This is a genomic window from Bacteriovorax stolpii, assembly GCF_002872415.1.
In the GTDB taxonomy this organism is placed as follows: Bacteria; Bdellovibrionota; Bacteriovoracia; order Bacteriovoracales; family Bacteriovoracaceae; genus Bacteriovorax; species Bacteriovorax stolpii.
The window spans coordinates 1,206,130-1,227,148 of record NZ_CP025704.1 but is presented as its reverse complement, the minus strand read 5'-3'; the positions used below and the strand labels follow the sequence as shown (position 1 = coordinate 1,227,148).

The window sequence follows — 21,019 nt, the reverse complement described above, 5'->3', positions numbered from 1 at the left end:
CTACTTGAATTAACTAGGAGGTTTTTATCCCTGAGTTACCCGAGGCATATTCAATGCTTCTTTAAAATGTTTTAATATTAATAAATTACGAGTGAAACTCTGCCTTTCGTGCCTTTTATATTTTCATTATTCTTCATTCGATTTCACGATTTTTCATCAAATGCCCCTACTCGGCTGGCTTGAGCTGGTGTGAATTATTTGTGAGGAGAGAAAACAATAATTCCATTTCCAATTAATATAATAACAACGCCAATAACATCCCATTGATCTGGTCTTTGACCTTTAATAAGCCACATCCAAAAAAGAGCAAATGAAACATAAACTCCACCATAGGCTGCATAAGGGCAAACAGAACATTTTACATAATTAATTAGGATCTCTTCTACCAGCAAAAATTGAAACCATATTAACTACCATATTAGTCACTTCTGCACTAAATGCTGCTAATCGAAAGTCCGCAGTTCTTCTATGAGTTAAGGTATTTGCTACATCTACAGCAGTTTTGGCCATCTTTCTTGATGATTCATTAGATGAACCTGGAAGTTCAACAGCAATAAATGCTTCTAGCATTCTTTTTGAATCCGTCTCGCTTACTACTGTACCATCAAGGATAGGATGCTTTTCCCGATCAAAAACTGCTTGAGCAAGTGAAGTTAATGTTTCTCTACAAAGCAGACCAATATTCATAAACTGTTCTTCAGTTTCAGCTAGAGCTAACTTAGCTTTTATTTCTCTTATACTTCTATCGACTCGGCTCCAGCCTGTTGGCTCTTCAAAAATAGTGGGTAATTCATCTACTGGTATCGCTTGAACTTTTTCAACAATAGGATCAATTAATTGTGAAAGAAATTCGCGCCTATCTCTATAGGTTGGAAGACTTCCATCGCTCCATTTTCCATGCCATCCCCATAAATCTGTAAAAATAATTGGATTTTTAATTTGCCGTTCATTTAGGCCCTTTGAAATAGTCTTGTTTCTTTCAATATATTCTGCATTTACAAATTTTATTTGTGGACCTCCTGTCGAAACAGAAACCATTAAACTTTTTTGTGTTTCTAATGACTGCACTAGTTCTTCACTAGAAACACTAAAAACTTTATTGAAAAATTTTTCTAAAATTTGCGGAGTAATAACTACAGATTCAATCCAACATCGATTGTAAGATTTGAAAACGTGCTGAGTTTTATTTTTTATTACTTCTTCGATTGCTTGAAGGTCGTTTTGAATTTTTGAATAAATAGTAACAGGTGTCTTACAGGTTAGAACAAAACTGTAAGTTCCTCCGTCCCAATTATCATAACCAGTCATTTCAATTTCTACTTCACTGTTACTTAGAACATCCAATTCAATTTCTTGCTTATCTAACTTTAGCAAATGAGCTATAGTTGCAATGATTTTCTTAGAATCGCTTTTTATAGATTTTTCAATACTCATGTTGTCTCTTAAGGATAAAATGATCCGATGCCGCAATGGACAAATTAAAGGTTTTTGCTATAATACAACAGTTCAACAAAGAACTGAAAATCATTATTGGTTCAATCCTTGCACTTCTAGTGATAGGGTTTGGAGTTTCTTTTTTTACACAATCAAAGCCAGTAGAAACAGTTTCAACTGATTCTGCGCCCGAGAATTTAGTTAGAGATTTTAATCACAGGATGGGACCAGATAGTGCCAAAGTTAAAATTGTAGAGTTCTACGATCCGGAATGTGAAGCATGTTCAGCCTTTTTCCCTTACGTTAAAGAAATCATGAAACGCCACAAAGATAAAGTTCAGTTGATTGTCAGATATGCTCTTTATCATGGAAATTCTAAGCTCGCTGCCAAGGCATCAGATGCTGCTGCTCTTCAAGGCAAATTTTGGGAATACCAAGAAGTGCTATTTACATCTCAAAATGAATGGTCTCACCAGAAGCAACCTGCGACTTCATTCTTCCTAAAGTATGCAAAGGACTTAGGTATGGACGTTGCTAAATTTGAAACCGATATGAAAGACCTAAGAAGAATGGAAACAATAAATATAGATCTTGAAGATGGACCGAAAGTTGGTGTGAACGGAACTCCAACAATTTTTATCAATGGTAAAAAACTAGATCGCATCAATCCCGATTATTTCAATGAAAAAGTAGAAGAAGCATTAGCTAAATAATGAAGAAGGGGCCTTAGGGCCCTTTTCTGTTTTCATCAAATTCTATAATTTGTTTTAAATCTTCAGGAATGCTCATCGGCTGGAATATTCCAACTTTTGATGAACCTATATTACCCTTAGGGGCTTTACCTAAAAGCGAGCCAGGTATAGCAAGAATTAACCTAGGAATTTGCCCAATGATCTCTCCTACGTTCCTTGATCTCACTGCGAGAGTGAACATTTTTATATGAACGAAAAAATGATCTTTCCACGAAAATTGACCCAATATATGTGCTCTTTCTAAGTGTTCCCAGCATTGCTCAAACGACTTAAAATCATAATTCTGCTTATAAAGTGAAAGCTCTTTTTCATAATGTAATCTTACAATTTTTTTCATATCTTAATGCGCCACTCGTCCCTGAAATTTATTCTCAAATATTGTGTATAAAATTGGTAGTATCCTTACTGATAAGAAAATACTTAATATTGTTCTGACGTATGGATACTCGATGGAGTACTTTAACCAACTTTTAAAACTTCCCTTACTTCGCCATGAAATGGTCGAAGAATGTCTAAAAATCATTGTAAAGAGGATGAGAACAAGCTTAGAATTATTATGCCGATACTTCAGAGTATGGGCAATTAATTTTTCCCATACTCTGAATTTTGCTAATACCATTTCAGTATTCATTAATTTGGTTCAAGCATTAATAGTTTCAGGAATTCAAGTCCTAAAATTTTAATTCACAGTGTACCCTACTCCTTGTCGGTAAGAATTAACAAACATCGAAGTCAAGGTCAGCAATAATGATACCTTAATGACTTTCAAGCATCATAGTTTAGGCCCTCCCCATACTCAGTCACAAATATCGTCATTAGAACGTATACATACGTATATAGAATTCTAATTTTTAATCGGACTTCATTTTTTTACACAGTGCTTGTAATCTCCAAGTAGGAAGAGCATGAACAAAATACCAGAAGCTATTAACAAAAGAATACTAGATGATATTAAAAAACGGCTCAATCCTGATTTTAAGTATATACTAGCCAAACTTTTAGCCATTCATACTTTAACAACTATTATTACTCTAGCGGTTTGTCCCCAATTTGGTTTTCAAGTTATAAAAACATCTTTAAATCTCATGCACTACTTCATGCAATTTGGTCAGCATTTTTGTGATTTTGCATGCGGAGCTTTTTTTACCACAATCTCTTGCCTCATTGCTCTTTTTATCATTTCGAGAGATGAGCTTAGAGCAATTAGACACCATAAAGTAATATTAACTTCTGCCATCTTACTCGTATCAATCGGTTTCTTCTCAATAATGAATACTCAATTATTTTTTGAATTAAGTTTTCTGTGGATACTTGGGGCATCCACAGGAGCAATGCTAGTTTTAGAACTTGGGACAAAAATTCGGTTAACGAAGTCCATTTTTCATAGATAAAGCTATTTATTAATTATTTTAATCTGTGATGATTCATTTTACTGAAGAATAAAGTTCACGTTAGAATGTAAAGGGTATGACATGTGGAGGTTATGCATTTCAAATCAATAAGGCCCTTGAGGGAGATTTATCTTCAATACAATATGTAGAAAAAAAGATTACCTCTGGAGCAATAACTCTCACCTTCAAAAATGAAAATTATATTAGCGCAGGGAGTGATTGTAAGGTTAAGCAATCAATTGATGGAAAAACAGAATATAAAATATATGATGATGAAAAATATGAGATGCCAGTTTGTAGTAATTAACAAAATCAATGAGGGGGGGGGCTTACATGGGATGCTGTAATAAAAACGCCGAGGATAAAACCAACGTGATAACAGAATTCACTTGTCCCAAATGTAGCAACAAAGGAGTTGTCGTTGAACTAATTACTCCTCAAACACTTTTGAAAGATGTTCTTAAGGAACATCTTCGGACAAATTGCATTTACAAATTTTGTAAAAATTCAAACTGCGAAGTTGCCTACTTCTCTGAAGATCCATCTCATTTATTCACTAAAGAAAATCTCACAGTCAAAGCAACTCTAAAAGACCCAGGCCTTGATGTAAAAGTTTGCTACTGTTTTGGACATAATAGGCAGAGCATATTAACAGAACTTCGAACATCAGGGGAAACTGAAGTCCTGAAAGACATAAAGTCCAAAATGATAGACCCAGGATGTTTCTGCGAAAGGAGCAACCCTCAGGGTGGATGTTGCCTTGGCAACGTTACTTCTTGGATAAAGGAAGCAAAAACTCACTTTGTCACATAACTATTCTACTTAACGTATACGGGTATACATGAAAAAAATAATCCTTATATTCCTCAGCTATTTCATCGTAGCTCAATGCTATTCCACTGAATTAACAATTGCACAGTATTTAGAAAAAGTCAGAGTCAGCAACTTTGAAATCAAGCTTGAAGATGAGAAATTAAAAGCCTCTGAAGCTAGATCAGTCGGAATACGCCTGCCCTCTCCAATGGCTTCACTGATTCAAATGAAGGAAGAATCAGGTGGCTCTCCTAATGGCTTTGAAATTAATCAGCAATTACCTTTTCCTACCAAGATAACTTCAGAACATAAAATTAGAAAATTAGAAGCTAATGTCCAAAAAAAAATGCTTGAAGTAGGAATAAATGAAGCAATCGCAAAAGCAAAAATGGCCTTCATTGGGTTATGGATAGTGCAGGAAAATATATCAATTTTCAATCAACAAAAATCTATGGAAAATGATTTATTACTTAAGATTTTTTTCAATGCTCCCAATTGAAATAGTTTCACCTAAATTGATTAATGTACCATCTTTTTTCTGAATGAAATAAGCGGGCACACCGACCAGTCCATTTTTTCTTAGAAAACGCTCGATAACAGGATCGCGCTTCGTCCAATCTGCAATTAATAATTTGAGATTGTAATCTTTCGCGAGGGATTTAAATGCGTTAGTTTCTAATACAAGTTTTTCATTAACTTTACAGGTGAAACACCACTTTGCTGTAAAATCTATAAAGACTAAGTCGCCTGAGTTTTTGTAATCTTCCATTCTGGATTCAGACCAAACTTCCCAATCCAAGCCCTTAGTATTTTTAGCAATTACTAGATTATCATCATTTTTCGAATTAAAGGCGACAGGAGTGACATTAATATAAGTAAGTAAAACCATAGCTAAGCCAAATGATACATAAGATATCCATTTGTCTTTTCTTTTCTGAAAAAGAAATCCTCCAAAAATAAAGACTAAGCAAAACAAAAGTTTAATAAAATGTGGTGAGCCACTTACTAGTGCATTGTAAACATCTACAAGCCAAAAAAGAGTTAGTAGCAGAGTAACTCCAAGAATTTTTTTGACCTTTATCATCCATGGTCCAGGCTTAGGTAAGAAGAAAACTAACCTTGGATAGACGCTAGTTAATATAAAAGGAAATGAAAGTCCAAGGCCAATCATAAGAAATATTATATAAATCTGAATGGAGCTTGAAGTGAATGCAAATGTAAGAGCTGTTCCCAAAAATGGAGCCGAACATGGTGTTGATAATACTGTAGCAAGCACTCCACTTAAATAGTCTCCAACAAATCCTTCTGTGGGTTTAAAATTACCTAATTTATTTCCACCGATGGTTGCAAATTCAAACATGCCAAAAAGATTTAAGGAAAAAAGAAAAAGTCCTAGAATCATGAAAGACACAAAATATGGTGACTGTAATTGAAACCCCCACCCTACTTGCGTGCCAATTGATTTCAGGAATAATACAATTGAAGCCAATAAAAGAAATGTCGATAACACTCCCAAAGTATAGAAAAAATTATGCTTTAAAATTAATCTATGAGGTTGCTCTTTGTATTTAATCAAGCCGAACAGTTTGATAGTAATTACTGGTAACACACAAGGCATAACATTCAAAATTAAGCCGCCTAGAAACGCCATTACTATATACAAAGTTAAGCTAGAATTTGGGGATGGAGATGAACTTTGAGTTTCAATCGGAGCTAGTTTGGGCTGCTGAGCAGGTTTAATTGGCGCTATGGGTGTTAACGAGAAACTTTTAAATGTTTTTTCTGCTACGATGTATTTATTAGTTCTTAAGTCTAAAGCAAGGAACTTAAGTGTTAATGGTTTTTTAAATATTCCATTGGCCGGTAATGACTCTGGTGGACTAGAATATTCGCCATCCCATAAAATTTCAGTTGTACCAAGAATTTTCCCATTTGAATTGATTATTCCTTCATGCCTAATATCTAATGGAGAAATTGGAAAAATATACACAAAGTTAAAATCTTTATTCAAGTTAATTTTAGATTGTGATTTTGATTCATAACTTAATAATAATGATTTTGGAGAAATTCCCTTTGATAAGTTGAAACCTATTTCTAAATCCTTAACAAATTTTGGAAGTTTTGAAAATCTTTCAAATAAAATAGAGTGATCTACTCCTGGCATTAACCCAGATGATAAAATAACTATTTCCCCAGACAATTGATTAAACTTAAACTTAACTTTTTGTTGGCCTGGTATACAAATGTGTTTACAGGACAACCACTTTGAATCCAACAAAATCTCATTATTGGCAATTTGCGAAAGCTTTTCCTTAGTTAGTTTATAAAAAAGTGAGTACTCGCCTTCATAACCATATCCCCACAAATTGCCAGGCTGGACAAACTTTTTTGGTACAGGCCATTCCAGTTCTTCCAAAGCGAATTCCTTTTGATTAAAGGAAAAAGAATTCTTTATTGAAAGCCCGGCATCGCCTGGATTTTTCCAATAGGTATGCCATTCTGGAAAATTTTTAAAACTAAGCACAAGAAAATCTTGATTTTCAATTCGTATCGCTTGGATACCTAACGTTACAGGCTTTTCTGGTATATCTGAATTACCTATGGTGATATTTGAGTAAGAGATTACTAAAAAGCTTATGAGAAAAAGAGAACAAGAATAAAATATTTTAAAAAATCTAAACTTCATTAATTATACTTCCGGAATAAGTTCTTCAGATTTTTTAAAGGAGAGAACAATTAATATGAAGGCACCTGTAGTAATGAAACTATCAGCAAAATTAAATGCAGGCCATGTTACTCGACGATTGATATGAAAGTCTAAAAAGTCTACTACAAAACCCAATCGATACCTGTCTGCAAAGTTTCCAAGAGCACCACCAACTATCAATGAATAGGCATAAATTTCAAGCGTGGATATTTTTTTATTTTTGAATAAGAAAAAGCAAATTAACAAAACAGCTAATGGTGGTGTTCCTAGCAATAAAATAGAACGTAAAACTGGATGAGAATCAGCAAAGATACCAAAGGCTGCCCCCGGATTTCTCACATGTGTAATATTAAAGAACTCTGGAATTATAGTAATAGATTCACCAAAATAAAAAGCATCAGCTATGTACATTTTTGAAAATTGATCTATCAGTATTGTAAAGAATGAAACGCAAATCAAAATTAAAAAAATTTTTTTCATGATTGGATCTTCCTTGTTGATCTTAAAATACGTATTGCGCCGGACATAACAACTAAAGATATGATTACACCAATTATTAAGTCTGGAAGATCTGACTTGAAATAATGAACGAGTGACCCAGCGACTATAACTCCAAAGTTAGCAATGACATCATTTGATAAAAATATCCAGCTTGCTTGCATATGAACTTCTCCCTTCCTATGAGCACTCATTAAATACATACTGGTTAAATTAGCAATAAGAGCGAATCCTGCAACGATCATCATTGTTTGAGATTCAGGCTCACTGCCAACAATTATACGTCTCCATACTTCACCTAATGTACCAAGTGCTAAAAGCAACTGCACAACCCCACTCATTTTTGCTGCTTTTCTTTTAAGTTCTCTCGATCTTCCAACTGCATAAATACTTAATCCAAAAACAGTAGCATCAGCTAAATTATCAATAGAATCAGCAAGAAGTCCTGTTGAATCTGCAATTAAACCCGCTATTAGAACAACAACAAACATTAGTGCATTTATAACAAAGACACTTTTTAAAGCAGCAGTCTCTTGCTCATCGGACTCTTTACTACCGTGACTAATAAAATCTTGCACTTTTTCAGTCCCGACAATTTCAGCACCAAAGCCAAGCGGTGAAAGAACACTTAATACTTCCTCAGGAGTATTCCGATGAAAAATCTCTAATTGACGTTGAGGCAAATTGAATTCTAATTTCTGTATATTACTATTGCCTTCAAAGGCCATTCTGATCATCCTCTCTTCAGAAGGACAATCCATTTTAGGAATCTTGAATAACGTTTTATCTACAGAACTTACCTTTGCTATTTCTTCAGATTGAAGCACTTCACCACCAAAACCAAGTGGCAATATTACAGACAAAACATCTTTTGAATTATTGGAGTGAAAAATTTCAAGTTGACGTTGTTGGAGGTTGAATTCTAATTTTTGTACTTCTTGAATTCCATCAAATGCCATGCGAATCACTCGTTCCTCTGAAGGACAATCCATTTTAGGAACTTTAAATAATGTTTTTTTCATTTCAAAATCTCTTGTTGGCGCCACCTTTAATTTTCTTAAAAATGTGCTTAGTTACTAATTTTTTCTTTAAAAGGGTTTTCTAATCTTTTCCAAAGCTTTTTGACAACTCAAGCTAAAAATCCGCAGCCTGCCCTTTTCGATTTTAATTAGCCAACGATCAAGAGTCAGCGTGCGTGAGATGTAAAAAAATATAAATCCAATAGCAATTGGCCTAAGTAAATACCAAAAAATTTGACCGTAATCATGTTGAGAAAAATAAAGAAATAAGCCAGTTGTAAGTAGTGAAATAAGAAAAAGTGGTTTGAGTAAGTCTTTAAATGCCCACCATACTGCATTTTCTTTAGTTGTCTCATTTTGTGAAATATTTAATCGCTTTTCTCTCGCAAGATTTATTAATTTTTCATGGTAATCTTTTCCGTAAATCTCATCTCCTTTAGTCCGCCAAGCAATAAAAGCAAGAATTACACCAATTAAAATTTTTATTAATACGAAAGAAAGAAAAATCCATACTAATGGTTCTGATTTGATCCCATAGAAAGGGAGTGTTTTTTGATAAAGGTATTCTATGGCGCTAAAGAGTTTATCGCCAAAAAATAAATAATAAGTCAGTATGGGTTGAACAAATGTCCAAAGAGACAAAAGCGCCATTCCAAGAGAAAGCCCCAGAGGATTTGTTCCTAAAAAGGTAATCCCGAGATTAAATAGCAATCCTTGCATACTCAAGCTCAGCATAGGACCTAGCTTCTTACCGGCAGGGGAAAGAGATTTTAAAACTGCTGCAATATTAGAAATACTATACGTGGTCCACGAGTTGTTTAAAGATCCCCTTGAGAAGATTGCAGCTCTACAAAGGATAAATCCTTGGTTTAGTGATAAGAGTGCTCCAGAGAAAGGGATTTTCAAAGCGTGCAAAAGTGAGCCAAGCCCAATTTCTATCAACGAAAGAGTGGCTCCATAATTTCCCATTGTTTCAATTTTATTATTTGTATCGATAACCATTTTAACCTATTAATATCAGTACTCTATCATTCACTCGATTTTCTAAATAATGCTTTTTCCATTCGTGGATTCTTTGATTATTTGAGTGCGATATATTTTTCCTTAAACACTTCGTTGAAAGTTATCTGTCGGCATCTGCCATTATCTCTAAGCAATTTGCGTTTATTAAAATTTCTCAAATCTTCTTTTGATTGTTTTTCTGAATTTGGAAATTCAATAATGCCTGCATATATAGAGTTGAGAAAAGATTGATCAATTACTAATGAATGATAAATCCATTTACCATCTCGTTCTGATGTTATTATTCCGACATTTTTTAAGACTTTCATGTGTCTTGATAGTTTGTATTCAGGTTCATCCATGGACTCTGATAATTCACAAAGACAAAGTTCACCTACATGGATCATTAAGTGAACAATACGAATCCGAAACGGATCAGATAGGGCCTGGAAAATTTCATGAATACTAATATTTATTTGATGCATATTCTCAATATAGAGACAGTTGCACAAAAGCGCAACTATAAAATAACTTCATAAAATAGATGGGTTATAAATTAATATAACATTTTGGTTGACTGGTCAAACTTTTGTAGTAAAAAGAAAACAATTAACAATCTTATTCAAAGTTGAGCATATGTTGAAATCAATTCTCCTACTAACGCTACTTTTCTCTCAATTTGCGCTCTCCCAAACTGTAACACCCGAAACAAGTGCTGAAAGCACTCCCCGTTTCGCTATTCACTTATTAGATTATCTAGCTCATGACTATGGTGGGGCAGTTCAAAAAGGAAAAGTTATTTCACAAGGTGAGTATGATGAGCAGAGAGAATTTGCTCAAAAAGTTTTTGAATTAGCAACGACGCTACCCGAAATCAAAAATGAAAAAGCTGTTTACACTAAAATTGAAAAATTAAAGCAAATGATTGATGGAAAAGCTGAAGCTGTTGATGTTTCACTTCAAGCTAGGGATATTCAAAAAGACCTCATCTTAATCACTAAAATCACTTTGTCTCCTACGACACAACCTTCGATATCGAATGGTAAATCTTTATTTCAACAAAACTGTATTTCATGTCATGGAAATAATGGTTATGGCGATGGTGAAGCTGGAAAAGGAATGGACCCTGCACCAGCCAACTTTCATGAACCAGAAAGGATGAGCGCAATATCTGCCTTTCACAATTATAATACAATTCGATTAGGTGTACCTGGCACAGGAATGCCACCCTGGACTAATTTTACTGATAAGGAAGTTTGGGACTTATCTTTCTATCTAATGGCCATGAGACATGCTGAAACTTTAAAAAAAGCAGAAGGTGTGAATGTTAAGGTTCCTGAAAATATATCGTTGATTGACCAGGCTTCTCTTTCTGATACTGAACTTAAAGCTAAAATGACATTAGAAAATGAAGATGAACGAAATGTAGCACTTGCATTACTTCGCTCAAAAGATGGCAATACTTCTGGTGGTGAATATATTGGTAAAGCTAAGAATTATTTAAATGAATCTTTAACAGCATATAAAAACAATTCTAAAGACGATGCCAAAAGACTAGCGATTCAAGCATACCTTGAAGGTATTGAGCCGCTTGAACCAATGATTAAAGCAAACAATCCTGATCTCGTCATAAAAGTAGAGACTGAAATGGCAAAGATCAGACAAATTATTTCAGATAAGAATGGAAATTTTGATTTATTAAAGGCTCAAATAGTCATCACTGAAGAAGTATTCAATGAAGTTTCTGAAGCTGTCAAATCGAGAGAGTTAACTTTTGGTGTTGCCTTCTCTGGTGCGTTTGCAATTATCCTTAGAGAGGGTTTTGAAGCAGTATTGATTGTATTAACTTTACTTAGTGCAATTAGAGCTTTTGGCGATAAAACGGCTGCTAAATGGGTACATGCAGGCTGGGGTTCAGCTGTGTTTTTAGGTTTTGTAGCATGGTTCTTGTCTGGGGCCCTTATGAATATGAGTGGCGCTAGTAGAGAAATGCTAGAAGCTGTAACTTCAACTATGGCGGTTGTTATATTGCTTTATTTTGGTTTTTGGTTGCATCGACAGACAGAAATCGGTCGATGGAAAAAATTCATTCACGAGAAAGTCCAAGGTGCTATCGACAATAAAAATCTATGGGCCCTAGCTTCCATTTCTTTCATTTCTGTATTTAGAGAAGCTTTTGAAACAGTTTTATTCATTAGAGCTCTTTGGTTCCAAACAGGTGAAAGTGGAAAAGATGCAATCAGTTTAGGCTTAATTGCTGCATTGGCTTTAATCTTTGCTTTTGCATTTTTTGCTCTTAAATATTCCAAGAAAGTACCTATAAGAGAATTATTTAAGTTCTCAGCTATTTTAACTTGTGGTCTAGCTTTGATCCTAGCAGGAAAAGCTGTGCATTCATTACAAGAAGCAGGGATTTTCGACTCAACATATTTATCTTTCAACTTAAGAATTGAAACTATTGGTTTATATCCTACATGGCAGACAATCTCTGCTCAAATTCTCACTCTGGTACTAGCTTTAGTTTTAATTAACTATAATTCAAAGCCAGTGATGATTGAGGAACCAATTACCGAAGAATAATTGTGAACTAACGAAAGGGTTTACTTAAAACCCTTTCGATTTAGACAAAGGATCTATATACCCAACTTTTTAAATCTATTCATCTTAAATAAACGGAAATTGGCGAAATAATTTTAATAAAACTATAGTAAATTATCAACTAGTGCGTCAGGGATTAAAACATCTTTTAAATTTGAATTCGCCACTACTGAAAATGCGAGATCACTATCAAGACTTATTGAAAAAGGAAGATTAGTACACTGAAGAGCATTTAAAATCATAGCATCAGAAAAGCCTGCCCCTACATCTGAACAAATAGAGATGGCCTCTTCCCATGTTATTTTTTTATTAAAAAGTTCTTTTTGGTCATCGTTATACATACTCAAATAGCTTATTCTAAGCTTGTCCAGCGCCCTGTATTCCATTTCAAGTGGCTTTCTTAGGTAAAGGGTCACATAAACCTTTCCATTTGATTTTCAAAAAATCGGTAATTTCTCAAAACATTAAATATCTTAACAACTTAAATTCAGTAGGACTGTAGTCAACTCACAATTGTTTATTTCTCAATATTTCGCCATCTTTCTAAGTGTCCTTACCAAATCCTTACCAGAAAGATTTTGAAGTAGCATGAGCAAGCACCTGCTTGCATTTTGTAGCACCAAAGTTTGTAAACTTCTAAAATTCCTCAATTATTTTTGCAAGCACTCGCTTGCACACCTTTGCTATTACCAACCAATTTTTTTGCCATTGCTATGAGCACTCGCTTGCCATGGCCATGGCATTTTCCCATGGAGAACTTTATGGAAACAATTACAGAAAATATAAAACAAGAATACCTTTCAGATTTTGCAGTCCTCTTGAAGAAAATGAGATTGCTTAAGAAACTCACAAGACAGCAAGCTGGACTTCTGTTTGATTTCTCTTACAAAAACATTGAACGACTAGAAAATGGTCGTGGAGCAATCTCCGTTGAAAAATTTAAGGAGTTTCAACATAAGTACGGATTTAGTGATTCAGATGTAGAAGACCTTAGATCAGGCAAAATCCAAGCCTCAACAGATGCTAATTCTATTAGAAAAAATAAAACCTCTCATAGTAGATCAGATAGAAGATTTTGCCACAGACGAGTTACTAGGGAGTGCAAAGTTTTAAAAGAGCTAAGGCTACTTAAAAATATTAATCAATACGAAGCTTCTAAACTTTGTGGGTTAGGAATTAATACTATTGGTTTCATCGAAAATGGTCGTGTTGCCCTTACAGATAAGAAAATACTTAGTATTGTTCTGACGTATGGATACTCAATGGAGTATTTCAACCAACTTTTGAAACTATCTCTACTTCGCCATGAAATGGTCGAAGAATGCCAAAAAATAATTGAGAAGTTAGATGAAAACAAATTAAGGATAATTGTTCCAATGCTTCAAAGTATGTATTCTTAATTTTGACCTCTTACTTTATCCTTCATTATGATATTTGTGTCCACTATGCATAAAAATGTGCATAGTGGGCATGCTAGCAAGAATAAATAAGGAAGAAATGGAAGCACATGTTCTCTTTGTTCAATACACAAGAAATAGCCAAGAATTCCAATGGCCATGTACGTGACTTAGCGATGTCATTTTAGAATTTGATCGCTATTAGACGTTTCCATTTCCTCTTCATCTTGAACTATTTTTTAGCTTATTTACTCTTTGCTTTCTTCATCATCTTTTGACAATCTTTACTATCCATTTGCATCTGACATTTTTCCATCATATCTTGGTTACACATTTTTGAATTTTTATGCATTTCTTTACACTCTTTCATCATGCCCTTCATATTTTTCATGTCCATTTTTCCCATCATTCCATTTTCCATTTTCATATCACTCTTTTTCTCTGATACTACTTTTGTATCAGGATGATGTTCTTCATGAGAGGTATTGCTTGGATCTTGTGCATAAGCTGAACTTATAACGATCAACCCCATCAATGCTGTTACTGTAATTTTTGACATCAGTTTAGCTTTCATAAAATACTCCTATGTTTTTTAAATTTGCGACAATATCATTAGGCTTGTCAGAAACAATCTAGCTAAACAATAATATAAAATATAAATAAGTCACATGATACAAATCATCTTTTCTTACAAGAAGCGCATAAATTATTTTTTAGTCGCCTTTAAACATAGTTTTTTGTCTTTATGAACTCTCATGCAATCTTTCATAATTCTATTCATTTTTTTCATTTCAGCTTTGCTCATTATACCATCTTTCCCCTCGCTCTTCATACCATTCATGTCTTTACTGTCCATTTTCATTTCTCGTACTTTTATATCGTCACTTGAATAAGTTGAACCGCTGTGAATTAATAAATATAGCAGAAAGAACAAGGGGAAAATCAATTTTGAATTCATTTATAATTCCATCTATAGCGTCTTTTTTATTTCTTCCATTTTAACAACTTCCTTATTCTGCTTTTCAATCATTTCTTTAGCAAAATGATGAATTTCCTTCTTTTCAAGCTCCGGCATCATTTTATTTGCCATTTGTATACCGTCCTGATGATGTTTAGTCATCATTTCTAAAAAAGCTTTATCAAAATCCTTCCCTGATTTGTTTTGAAGATCTGCCATATTCATCATTCCATGCTCGTCTTTTTTTACTTCAACGACTTCTGAAGCTCCATACCATTTTGAATTCCAGTTCCTTAATTTTTTTATTTCTTTAGTTTGATTTTTTTTGATTATTCGAGCGAGTTCTACTATGTTTTTATTCTTTGTTTTTTTTAATGCAATTTCAGACATTTTAACTGCACTTTCATGATGTATGCTCATTCCTTCTAAAAATTTTGATTCATTCTCTGAGTTGGCATAAAGTCCAAAAAATAGATTTGTAAACAATGTGATAATAACCCAAAAAAGATACTTCATAAGGATTCCTCTATTAAAAATAGTTGAGTAAAATATAAAAATCGAGCGCATAAAAAAAAACCAGGAAGGTATAACCTTCCTGATTTAAAACTATTAATGGGGCAATTTAGCCATTTTTGCACAGCTGTCAGCACATTTTCGGCAAGCTTCAATACATTCTTTCATGCTTGCATCACCAAGAGCTTCACAACTGTCAGCACATTCAATGCAAACTTTAGAGCATACACCACAAACATCTGAATGAAATTTTGAATTCAACATCATAAACTTTGCCGAAGTATTACAAATTTCTGCACATGACTTTAACAGTGCAAGATGACTAGAATCCTTGTGCTCTATTTGCGTAAAACATCTCGCTAATGTTTCTTCGCAAATCTTAAAACAATTAAGACAATTTTGAATACATTGATCCATTTCAGGACTTTTTTGTTTTTTGAATTCGTTTCCGCTTGTTGAACTTGCATAATTATCTCCTATGTTAAGTATCATTGGTTTCAAACTTGCAAGTCTTAGTCCAAGAAGTTACTTGGTGAACCAAATTACAAATTCAACAAAGTCAATTTTCCAATTTGGTTTTTATATGGAGATACTGTCATGAAGTATAGGAAAATTAATTTACTGGATATGAAAAAATTAAAAATTATTTTTAGTTTTGTGGTCCTATTCACGATCATAAATGCGTTTGCAAATGACAAGAATATCGAAGGCAGCGTGTGGGTTGCGAACGAAGATGGCAATAGTATAACAGTCATTAATGCTAGAACTAATAAGGTACTCACTACACTTACGGGAATTGAAGGCCCTCATAACTTGCAAGTTTCACCAGATAATAAAACAGTTTGGATAGTCAGTGGTCATAATGACCTGACCCCGAAAATCTGGACTATTCAAAACCTTACACTCTGTTAAACTTTAACATGTAGAGGGTAAAAAAATGAAAAAATCAAAGTTCAGCGAAGAAAAAATCGTCCATATTCTCCAAGAGGCCAAGTCGGGTAATTCAACTGTTCAAGAAGTCTGTCGCAAACACGGCATCACCACAGTGACCTACTATGCTTGGAAAAGAAAATACAACGGCGTTGAAGTGGCCGAGCTTAAAAAAATGAAAGAGCTTGAAGCTGAGAATGCAAAACTCAAACGTCTTGTGGCCAATCTCTCTCTTGATAATTTGATTTTGAAGGATATTAACTCAAAAAAGTGGTAGGCCCCAAAATAAAGCGCACAATGGTGAGCTACATAAGAGACAGCTACAGGATGAGCTGCTCTAGGGCCTGCAGAATCCTTGATCTTCAGAAAGCAACCTTCTACTACAAAGAGGTTGAAGACGTTGCTGAAATCAAGCTTAGAGCGCGTTTAAAAGAGCTTGCAGAAAAGCATCCAGGTTTTGGGCTTAGAACTTTACATGAGATCACCAAAAGAGAAGAACTTGTTATAAATCATAAGCGAACTGAGAGAATTTACAAAGAAGAGAAGCTCTCTCTTCGTTTAAAAAAGAAAAATAAGAGAGCGAGACATTTAAGAGTTGTTCAAGTTCCTCCAGAAGCTCCTTTAAAAACGTGGTCGATGGATTTTGTCCATGACAGATGTTTCAGTGGGAGAAAAATTAAGTGCCTCACAATCATTGATCAGTTTTCTAAGAATTGCCCAATGATAAACGTCGGAGTGACAATGACAGGAGCTGAGGTTGCAAGAGCGCTTGATACTTTAAAAATTAAAATTGGGTTACCAGAAGTCATTTTTGTAGATAACGGGCCAGAGTTTGCGGGAAAAGATTTGGGGTTATGGGCGATGAAGAACAATGTGAAGCTGCATTTTATCGAGCCAGGAAAGCCTACTCAAAATGCGTTCATAGAATCGTTCAACGGGAAATTTAGAGCACAATGTTTGAATCAGCATTGGTTCCAAACGATCGAAGAAGCAAAGATTTTAATTGAAACATGGAGAAAGGAATACAATAATTTCAGACCTCATAGCTCTTTGAATGGTCTGACTCCGGAAGAATTTACTAGGCAATTTGAAATGAAAAAGATAAACGGTTTTGATCAGGATGTGAGATTAAAAGTAGTCTAGCGTTTGGGGTCAGGTCAATAAGGCCTTAGCGATGGCCGTCGATGTAAAGACATTTGCACTCCGACAACCGTCTTAACATTCAATCTTGAAATAAAATTACCAAAGATAAAATCATCGAATGAAATAAATATGAAATATTAAAAGATCTTTTCATAATGAATGGATCAAAGTTGGAGAAAAAATGAAAACAGGAAATTTAAACCATCTGCATTTGAAGCTTGCGTTCTTAGTTGTGATAATGTTCTCATCCAGTACATTTTCAGCTGACAAAGAAATGAATAAAATGAAGGGAATGGAAACCAAAAATATGGATATGAATAAAATGCATACGATGATGAAAGAATGTATGGCAAAGCAGGAAGACGATAAAATGTGCCATAAAGAAATCATGGAGAAATGTGAAAAAGGAATGAGTATGGATAAATGTAAAGACTTGATGAACAATATGAAAAAATAATGGCATCTTACTATTGAATTATTACTTAAAAACTGTGATGCAAATCATAGTTTTCTAAATATTATTCTATAAAATTAAAAATCACTGCAAGTTTGCACTTAACTAGGAATTTAAATGGAAGCTCATCTACCTCATAATCAAATTCACCATAAATCAGTTGCGCAAAACAATGTAGAATACACTTGTCCCATGCACTCCCAGATTCGTCAAATTGGCCCAGGTAATTGTCCTATCTGTGGAATGTTTCTCGAACCGGTACAAATTCAAAAAAATGAAGAAGATAATTCAGAATATCTTTCGATGCTTAAAAGATTCTTCGTCAGTGCTGTTTTAAGTTTGCCACTTCTTTTTATAACAATGGGTGGACGACATCTTATTCATCAAGCTGGTTTAATCCAAAATATGAAATGGATAGAAGTTATTCTCGCTACCCCTGTCGTTTTATGGGGTGGATGGCCCTTCTTCGTTAAATTTTGGCTGTCACTAAAAAACAAAAGTTTAAATATGTTTACACTCATTGGTCTTGGAACCGGAGTGGCCTATGGATATAGCTTAATCGCTGTTTTGTTTCCTAAAATTTTTCCTGAATCATTTAAAGATTCCATGACTGGAGAAGTTGGACTCTACTTTGAAGCGGCAGCAGTAATCGTTTCACTTATATTACTTGGCCAAGTTTTAGAACTAAAAGCTCGAGGCCAGACAAGTGCTGCCATTAAATCTTTACTAGGGCTTGCACCTAAAACAGCAAGGCGAGTGAATACTGATGGAGTAGAAGTTGATATTCCACTTGAGCTAGTTGCTATTAATGACCAACTTCGTGTCAGGCCGGGAGAAAAAATTCCAGTGGATGGTGTTGTTATATCCGGACAATCATCGGTCGATGAATCAATGGTATCTGGTGAGCCGGTACCAGTAGAAAAAACACCTGGTGCAAAAGTGTTAGGAGCTACCATTAATGCCACGGGTAGTTTCATCATGAAGGCAGAAAAAATTGGAAAGGACACTCTGCTTGCCCAAATTGTTCAAATGGTTTCAGAGGCACAACGCTCTCGTGCGCCTATTCAAAAACTCGCGGACACCGTCTCAGGATATTTTGTTCCAATTGTTATCCTTATTGCCATTATCACAGGAATTGTTTGGACCCTTGTTGGTCCAGAACCTAAACTCGCTCACGCAATTGTTAATGCTGTCGCAGTTCTTATCATCGCTTGCCCCTGTGCTCTGGGGCTTGCGACACCAATGTCAATCATGGTTGCAACTGGACGTGGAGCAACCATGGGAGTGCTCTTCAAAAATGCCGAGGCGATTGAACAAATGAGAAAAGTTGACACTCTTGTAGTTGATAAAACCGGAACACTGACAGTTGGAAAACCAAAACTAATTACAGTTAAAAGTGTAGATACTTTGAGCGACAATGAACTACTTTCCCTTGCTGCTAGTCTTGAAAAAGTAAGTGAACATCCACTTGCTACCGCCATCGTAGCAGGAGCGATGGAAAAAAATGTTGCTCTAGTTGAAGTTACAGGATTTTCATCTATTACCGGTAAAGGACTTCTCGCTCAAATAGGAAATCAAAAAATTGCCGTTGGAAATAAGGCCTTAATGGAAGATCTTTCTATTAACTATCAAAACTTTGAAAAAGACATGGATAACCTTCGTGAAGATGGCCAAACAGTTATGTTTGTAGCAATTGATAATAAATTTGTGGTTTCCTAGGTGTCATTGACCCAATAAAAGAGACAAGCCAAGTCGCTATTAAAACACTTCAGGATCTTGGAATAAAATCGTTATGATTACTGGAGATAATGCTAAAACAGCACAGGCGGTTATTGAGAAAAATTGGAGTTGATTCTTTTTTGCGGATGTATTGCCTCAAAAGAAAGCTGAGATTATTAAAACCATGCAGAAAGAAGGAAAGTTTGTAGCGATGGCCGGAGATGGAATCAACGATGCACCAGCACTGGCACAAGCTCAAGTTGGGATTGCAATGGGCACAGGAACTGACGTTGCGATGAATAGTGCAGGAGTGACTTTGCTAAAAGGAGATCTCATGGGAATAGTCAGGGCCCGCTCATTGAGTGAATCTACCCTTAAAAATATCAAACAAAATCTTTTCTTTGCTTTTATATATAATGTTATTGGCGTCCCAATCGCGGCCGGCGTCCTTTATCCTTTTTTGGGAATTCTTTTAAATCCCATGATAGCAGCGGCAGCAATGAGCTTAAGCTCTGTATCCGTAATCGTAAATGCTTTAAGGTTAAAATCCACTAAGATTTAAAAATATAAATTTCGTTAATATTTTGGCTTAAGGGTTTTATGTGATCCCTTGTACTCTCCTAGATGTGGAAAAAATCGTGGAGTCACTTGTGCATATTTTCTGTAAGCATCTCCAAACTCAAGTTCAACGCCCTTTTCTTCCCTAATGGAAAGTCGAACATAGGTCCAAACCAAGATAGGAAACATAATTAAAGTCACCAAAGTCGGCCACTGAAATAAAATCCAATCATAACTAATACGAAGGCTACGTACTGTGGATGGCGTACATGTTGATAGGGACCGCTCATGGCGAGAGTGCCGATCTTTTGCGCCTTATAGAGTACCTGCCATGATGCCGATAGGAGCCAAAACCCTGTGACTATAAATACAGTGCTCAGGATATGGAGAATATCAAAGTGAGGATCTCCTTTGAGACCGAGTAATGTATGCAGCAAATGTCCACTATCGTGAGTAAAAAAATTGATTTGTGGAAATTGTTTAGAAAGCCATCCCGATAGAAGATAAATTGTTAGTGGAAACCCATACATCTCAGCAAAGAGTGCAACTATAAAAGCAGAAAATGTACTAAATGTTCGCCAGTCTCTCTTGCTATGTGGTTTAAAAAAACTAAATGCAAAGAAAATAAAAATAAGTGCATTGATAACCGCGAGGCTCCAAAGTCCATAAGCTGATCCCTCTGATTGGTTCATGATTTATTTTCCCCTGTTGGTTTTTGTCTTTTGTTATGATGATGGTGTCCTCCGTGCATAAAAACATGCATAAGCAGGCAGGACGCAAGTAGAAAATATGGGAGATATGCTATGACATGCGCACGATGCTCTGTGAGAAAATAAAAGGCAATAACGGCAAGTGATATATAGCTTAACCAGCGATGCCTCTTTAACCAGGATTCGTGATTTTGACTTGTGCCTTTATCGTGCTCATGTATTTCCATTTATTCTCCTATCAAACACTTTGCCGAATACTAAAATTCCTTTAATATTCTAAATTCACCCAAATCTTCTTGCTCAAAAAAGTCCCACTATTGAGGCACTTTGTATCAACATCATCCTCGTCTTAAATAAAAGTAGATGCATAAGCTGATGACTTCAGACATGCAGGGAGTATGCCAAATGGCTTTGATCTTGCTT

At 35.0% G+C, this 21,019-nt stretch carries 25 protein-coding genes and 3 pseudogenes; 12 read left to right on the top strand and 16 right to left on the bottom strand.

Annotated elements, in window-relative coordinates:
* Positions 1-194: 194 nt before the first annotated feature.
* Together C0V70_RS19350 and C0V70_RS06125 are read right to left on the bottom strand one after the other, a co-directional pair.
* Positions 195-392 (bottom strand): YnfA family protein, encoded by a 198-nt coding sequence (locus C0V70_RS19350; RefSeq protein ID WP_208107806.1) that lies wholly within the window; start codon positions 390-392, stop codon positions 195-197.
* Positions 367-1,434, bottom strand: coding sequence for a hypothetical protein (locus C0V70_RS06125; protein WP_102242987.1), 1,068 nt, complete (start codon positions 1,432-1,434; stop codon positions 367-369). The genes C0V70_RS19350 and C0V70_RS06125 overlap by 26 nt, the downstream gene beginning before the upstream one ends.
* A 35-nt stretch (positions 1,435-1,469) precedes the next feature.
* Between C0V70_RS06125 and C0V70_RS06120 the strand changes: the two genes are divergently transcribed.
* Positions 1,470-2,147: a DsbA family protein gene (locus C0V70_RS06120; protein ID WP_102242986.1), complete on the top strand. Its 678-nt coding sequence runs from the start codon at positions 1,470-1,472 to the stop codon at positions 2,145-2,147.
* A gap of 13 nt (positions 2,148-2,160) precedes the next feature.
* On the opposite strand, the gene C0V70_RS06115 is transcribed toward C0V70_RS06120, so the two are convergent.
* Complete coding sequence (locus C0V70_RS06115) at positions 2,161-2,523, bottom strand: DUF3703 domain-containing protein (RefSeq protein WP_102242985.1); 363 nt, start codon at positions 2,521-2,523, stop codon at positions 2,161-2,163.
* Positions 2,524-3,091: 568 nt separating this feature from the next.
* Here C0V70_RS06115 and C0V70_RS06110 point away from each other — a divergent pair.
* The 4 genes from C0V70_RS06110 to C0V70_RS06095 all read left to right on the top strand — a co-directional run bounded on the left by C0V70_RS06110 (position 3,092) and on the right by C0V70_RS06095 (position 4,889).
* Positions 3,092-3,577, top strand: coding sequence for a hypothetical protein (locus tag C0V70_RS06110; RefSeq protein ID WP_102242984.1), 486 nt, complete (start codon positions 3,092-3,094; stop codon positions 3,575-3,577).
* A 76-nt stretch (positions 3,578-3,653) separates the two neighbouring features.
* A complete protein-coding gene (locus C0V70_RS06105) occupies positions 3,654-3,884 on the top strand; it encodes a hypothetical protein (RefSeq protein WP_102242983.1) in 231 nt (76 codons plus the stop codon).
* A gap of 26 nt (positions 3,885-3,910) precedes the next feature.
* Positions 3,911-4,390, top strand: coding sequence for a hypothetical protein (locus C0V70_RS06100; protein ID WP_102242982.1), 480 nt, complete (start codon positions 3,911-3,913; stop codon positions 4,388-4,390).
* A gap of 28 nt (positions 4,391-4,418) precedes the next feature.
* Positions 4,419-4,889 (top strand): hypothetical protein, encoded by a 471-nt coding sequence (locus C0V70_RS06095; protein ID WP_102242981.1) that lies wholly within the window; start codon positions 4,419-4,421, stop codon positions 4,887-4,889.
* On the opposite strand, the gene C0V70_RS06090 is transcribed toward C0V70_RS06095, so the two are convergent.
* The 5 genes from C0V70_RS06090 to C0V70_RS06070 all read right to left on the bottom strand — a co-directional run bounded on the left by C0V70_RS06090 (position 4,857) and on the right by C0V70_RS06070 (position 10,101).
* Positions 4,857-7,076 carry a protein-disulfide reductase DsbD family protein gene (locus C0V70_RS06090; RefSeq protein ID WP_102242980.1) on the bottom strand — a complete coding sequence of 740 codons (2,220 nt, stop codon included), beginning with the start codon at positions 7,074-7,076 and terminating at the stop codon, positions 4,857-4,859. The two genes, C0V70_RS06095 and C0V70_RS06090, sit on opposite strands and share 33 nt — an antisense overlap.
* A gap of 3 nt (positions 7,077-7,079) precedes the next feature.
* Positions 7,080-7,577 carry a signal peptidase II gene (gene lspA, locus C0V70_RS06085; RefSeq protein WP_102242979.1) on the bottom strand — a complete coding sequence of 166 codons (498 nt, stop codon included), beginning with the start codon at positions 7,575-7,577 and terminating at the stop codon, positions 7,080-7,082.
* The gene (locus C0V70_RS06080; RefSeq protein ID WP_102242978.1) at positions 7,574-8,617 is read right to left on the bottom strand and encodes a cation efflux transmembrane domain-containing protein; all 1,044 of its coding nucleotides are present in this window, start codon (positions 8,615-8,617) and stop codon (positions 7,574-7,576) included. The genes lspA and C0V70_RS06080 overlap by 4 nt, the downstream gene beginning before the upstream one ends.
* A 66-nt stretch (positions 8,618-8,683) precedes the next feature.
* Entirely contained in the window at positions 8,684-9,616 is a 933-nt protein-coding gene (locus C0V70_RS06075) for a hypothetical protein (protein WP_102242977.1), read from the bottom strand.
* Positions 9,617-9,693: 77 nt separating this feature from the next.
* Complete coding sequence (locus C0V70_RS06070; protein WP_102242976.1) at positions 9,694-10,101, bottom strand: ArsR/SmtB family transcription factor; 408 nt, start codon at positions 10,099-10,101, stop codon at positions 9,694-9,696.
* A gap of 88 nt (positions 10,102-10,189) precedes the next feature.
* Here C0V70_RS06070 and C0V70_RS06065 point away from each other — a divergent pair, with 88 nt between their 5' ends.
* Positions 10,190-12,196: an FTR1 family protein gene (locus tag C0V70_RS06065; protein ID WP_102242975.1), complete on the top strand. Its 2,007-nt coding sequence runs from the start codon at positions 10,190-10,192 to the stop codon at positions 12,194-12,196.
* 122 nt (positions 12,197-12,318) lie between these two features.
* Here the strand turns inward: C0V70_RS06065 and C0V70_RS06060 are convergent, their stop codons facing one another.
* A complete protein-coding gene (locus C0V70_RS06060; RefSeq protein ID WP_133566750.1) occupies positions 12,319-12,555 on the bottom strand; it encodes a hypothetical protein in 237 nt (78 codons plus the stop codon).
* Positions 12,556-12,975: 420 nt separating this feature from the next.
* Here C0V70_RS06060 and C0V70_RS06055 point away from each other — a divergent pair, with 420 nt between their 5' ends.
* Positions 12,976-13,614 carry a helix-turn-helix domain-containing protein gene (locus C0V70_RS06055; RefSeq protein WP_158649585.1) on the top strand — a complete coding sequence of 213 codons (639 nt, stop codon included), beginning with the start codon at positions 12,976-12,978 and terminating at the stop codon, positions 13,612-13,614.
* Between the two features lie 15 nt (positions 13,615-13,629).
* Here the strand turns inward: C0V70_RS06055 and C0V70_RS19390 are convergent.
* The 5 genes and pseudogenes from C0V70_RS19390 to C0V70_RS06030 all read right to left on the bottom strand — a co-directional run bounded on the left by C0V70_RS19390 (position 13,630) and on the right by C0V70_RS06030 (position 15,574).
* A pseudogene (locus tag C0V70_RS19390) lies at positions 13,630-13,772 on the bottom strand (DUF2933 domain-containing protein).
* Positions 13,773-13,855: 83 nt separating this feature from the next.
* On the bottom strand, positions 13,856-14,185 hold the full coding sequence (locus C0V70_RS06045) for a hypothetical protein (RefSeq protein ID WP_102242972.1): 330 nt from the start codon (positions 14,183-14,185) through the stop codon (positions 13,856-13,858).
* 132 nt (positions 14,186-14,317) lie between these two features.
* Positions 14,318-14,569: a hypothetical protein gene (locus C0V70_RS06040; RefSeq protein ID WP_102242971.1), complete on the bottom strand. Its 252-nt coding sequence runs from the start codon at positions 14,567-14,569 to the stop codon at positions 14,318-14,320.
* A 12-nt stretch (positions 14,570-14,581) separates the two neighbouring features.
* A complete protein-coding gene (locus C0V70_RS06035; RefSeq protein WP_158649584.1) occupies positions 14,582-15,085 on the bottom strand; it encodes a DUF305 domain-containing protein in 504 nt (167 codons plus the stop codon).
* A 93-nt stretch (positions 15,086-15,178) separates the two neighbouring features.
* The gene (locus C0V70_RS06030) at positions 15,179-15,574 is read right to left on the bottom strand and encodes a four-helix bundle copper-binding protein (RefSeq protein WP_102242969.1); all 396 of its coding nucleotides are present in this window, start codon (positions 15,572-15,574) and stop codon (positions 15,179-15,181) included.
* Between the two features lie 135 nt (positions 15,575-15,709).
* On the opposite strand from C0V70_RS06030, the gene C0V70_RS06025 reads away from it, so the two are divergent.
* From C0V70_RS06025 to C0V70_RS06005, 5 genes and pseudogenes are all read left to right on the top strand, one after another.
* Positions 15,710-15,994 carry a YncE family protein gene (locus C0V70_RS06025; protein WP_133566747.1) on the top strand — a complete coding sequence of 95 codons (285 nt, stop codon included), beginning with the start codon at positions 15,710-15,712 and terminating at the stop codon, positions 15,992-15,994.
* Positions 15,995-16,019: 25 nt separating this feature from the next.
* Positions 16,020-16,289 carry a transposase gene (locus C0V70_RS06020; protein WP_102242960.1) on the top strand — a complete coding sequence of 90 codons (270 nt, stop codon included), beginning with the start codon at positions 16,020-16,022 and terminating at the stop codon, positions 16,287-16,289.
* Positions 16,290-16,309: 20 nt separating this feature from the next.
* Positions 16,310-17,155 (top strand): IS3 family transposase, encoded by an 846-nt coding sequence (locus C0V70_RS06015; protein ID WP_102242961.1) that lies wholly within the window; start codon positions 16,310-16,312, stop codon positions 17,153-17,155.
* 181 nt (positions 17,156-17,336) lie between these two features.
* Complete coding sequence (locus C0V70_RS06010) at positions 17,337-17,612, top strand: hypothetical protein (RefSeq protein ID WP_102242967.1); 276 nt, start codon at positions 17,337-17,339, stop codon at positions 17,610-17,612.
* Positions 17,613-17,726: 114 nt separating this feature from the next.
* Positions 17,727-19,890: pseudogene (locus tag C0V70_RS06005) on the top strand (copper-transporting P-type ATPase).
* 14 nt (positions 19,891-19,904) lie between these two features.
* Here C0V70_RS06005 and C0V70_RS06000 read toward each other — a convergent pair.
* Both C0V70_RS06000 and C0V70_RS05995 read right to left on the bottom strand, forming a co-directional pair.
* Positions 19,905-20,578, bottom strand: a pseudogene (locus C0V70_RS06000) (methyltransferase family protein).
* The gene (locus C0V70_RS05995) at positions 20,575-20,823 is read right to left on the bottom strand and encodes a DUF2933 domain-containing protein (protein WP_102242966.1); all 249 of its coding nucleotides are present in this window, start codon (positions 20,821-20,823) and stop codon (positions 20,575-20,577) included. Before C0V70_RS05995 ends, C0V70_RS06000 begins: the two are co-directional and overlap by 4 nt.
* Positions 20,824-21,019: the final 196 nt, after the last annotated feature.

Coding starts and splice junctions, on each gene's coding strand:
- C0V70_RS06040 (WP_102242971.1), bottom strand. CDS start 14,569: ATGAATTCAAAATTGATTTTCCCCTTGTTCTTTCTGCTATATTTATTA.
- C0V70_RS06045 (WP_102242972.1), bottom strand. CDS start 14,185: ATGAAAGCTAAACTGATGTCAAAAATTACAGTAACAGCATTGATGGGG.
- C0V70_RS06090 (WP_102242980.1), bottom strand. CDS start 7,076: ATGAAGTTTAGATTTTTTAAAATATTTTATTCTTGTTCTCTTTTTCTC.
- C0V70_RS06095 (WP_102242981.1), top strand. CDS start 4,419: ATGAAAAAAATAATCCTTATATTCCTCAGCTATTTCATCGTAGCTCAA.
- C0V70_RS06030 (WP_102242969.1), bottom strand. CDS start 15,574: ATGATACTTAACATAGGAGATAATTATGCAAGTTCAACAAGCGGAAAC.
- C0V70_RS06110 (WP_102242984.1), top strand. CDS start 3,092: ATGAACAAAATACCAGAAGCTATTAACAAAAGAATACTAGATGATATT.
- C0V70_RS06100 (WP_102242982.1), top strand. CDS start 3,911: ATGGGATGCTGTAATAAAAACGCCGAGGATAAAACCAACGTGATAACA.
- C0V70_RS05995 (WP_102242966.1), bottom strand. CDS start 20,823: ATGGAAATACATGAGCACGATAAAGGCACAAGTCAAAATCACGAATCC.
- C0V70_RS06010 (WP_102242967.1), top strand. CDS start 17,337: ATGAAAACAGGAAATTTAAACCATCTGCATTTGAAGCTTGCGTTCTTA.
- C0V70_RS06025 (WP_133566747.1), top strand. CDS start 15,710: ATGAAAAAATTAAAAATTATTTTTAGTTTTGTGGTCCTATTCACGATC.
- C0V70_RS06060 (WP_133566750.1), bottom strand. CDS start 12,555: ATGTATAACGATGACCAAAAAGAACTTTTTAATAAAAAAATAACATGG.
- C0V70_RS06075 (WP_102242977.1), bottom strand. CDS start 9,616: ATGGTTATCGATACAAATAATAAAATTGAAACAATGGGAAATTATGGA.
- C0V70_RS06080 (WP_102242978.1), bottom strand. CDS start 8,617: ATGAAAAAAACATTATTTAAAGTTCCTAAAATGGATTGTCCTTCAGAG.
- C0V70_RS06020 (WP_102242960.1), top strand. CDS start 16,020: ATGAAAAAATCAAAGTTCAGCGAAGAAAAAATCGTCCATATTCTCCAA.
- C0V70_RS06055 (WP_158649585.1), top strand. CDS start 12,976: ATGGAAACAATTACAGAAAATATAAAACAAGAATACCTTTCAGATTTT.
- C0V70_RS06070 (WP_102242976.1), bottom strand. CDS start 10,101: ATGCATCAAATAAATATTAGTATTCATGAAATTTTCCAGGCCCTATCT.
- C0V70_RS06035 (WP_158649584.1), bottom strand. CDS start 15,085: ATGAAGTATCTTTTTTGGGTTATTATCACATTGTTTACAAATCTATTT.
- lspA (WP_102242979.1), bottom strand. CDS start 7,577: ATGAAAAAAATTTTTTTAATTTTGATTTGCGTTTCATTCTTTACAATA.
- C0V70_RS06105 (WP_102242983.1), top strand. CDS start 3,654: ATGACATGTGGAGGTTATGCATTTCAAATCAATAAGGCCCTTGAGGGA.
- C0V70_RS06115 (WP_102242985.1), bottom strand. CDS start 2,523: ATGAAAAAAATTGTAAGATTACATTATGAAAAAGAGCTTTCACTTTAT.
- C0V70_RS06125 (WP_102242987.1), bottom strand. CDS start 1,434: ATGAGTATTGAAAAATCTATAAAAAGCGATTCTAAGAAAATCATTGCA.
- C0V70_RS06120 (WP_102242986.1), top strand. CDS start 1,470: ATGGACAAATTAAAGGTTTTTGCTATAATACAACAGTTCAACAAAGAA.
- C0V70_RS06015 (WP_102242961.1), top strand. CDS start 16,310: ATGGTGAGCTACATAAGAGACAGCTACAGGATGAGCTGCTCTAGGGCC.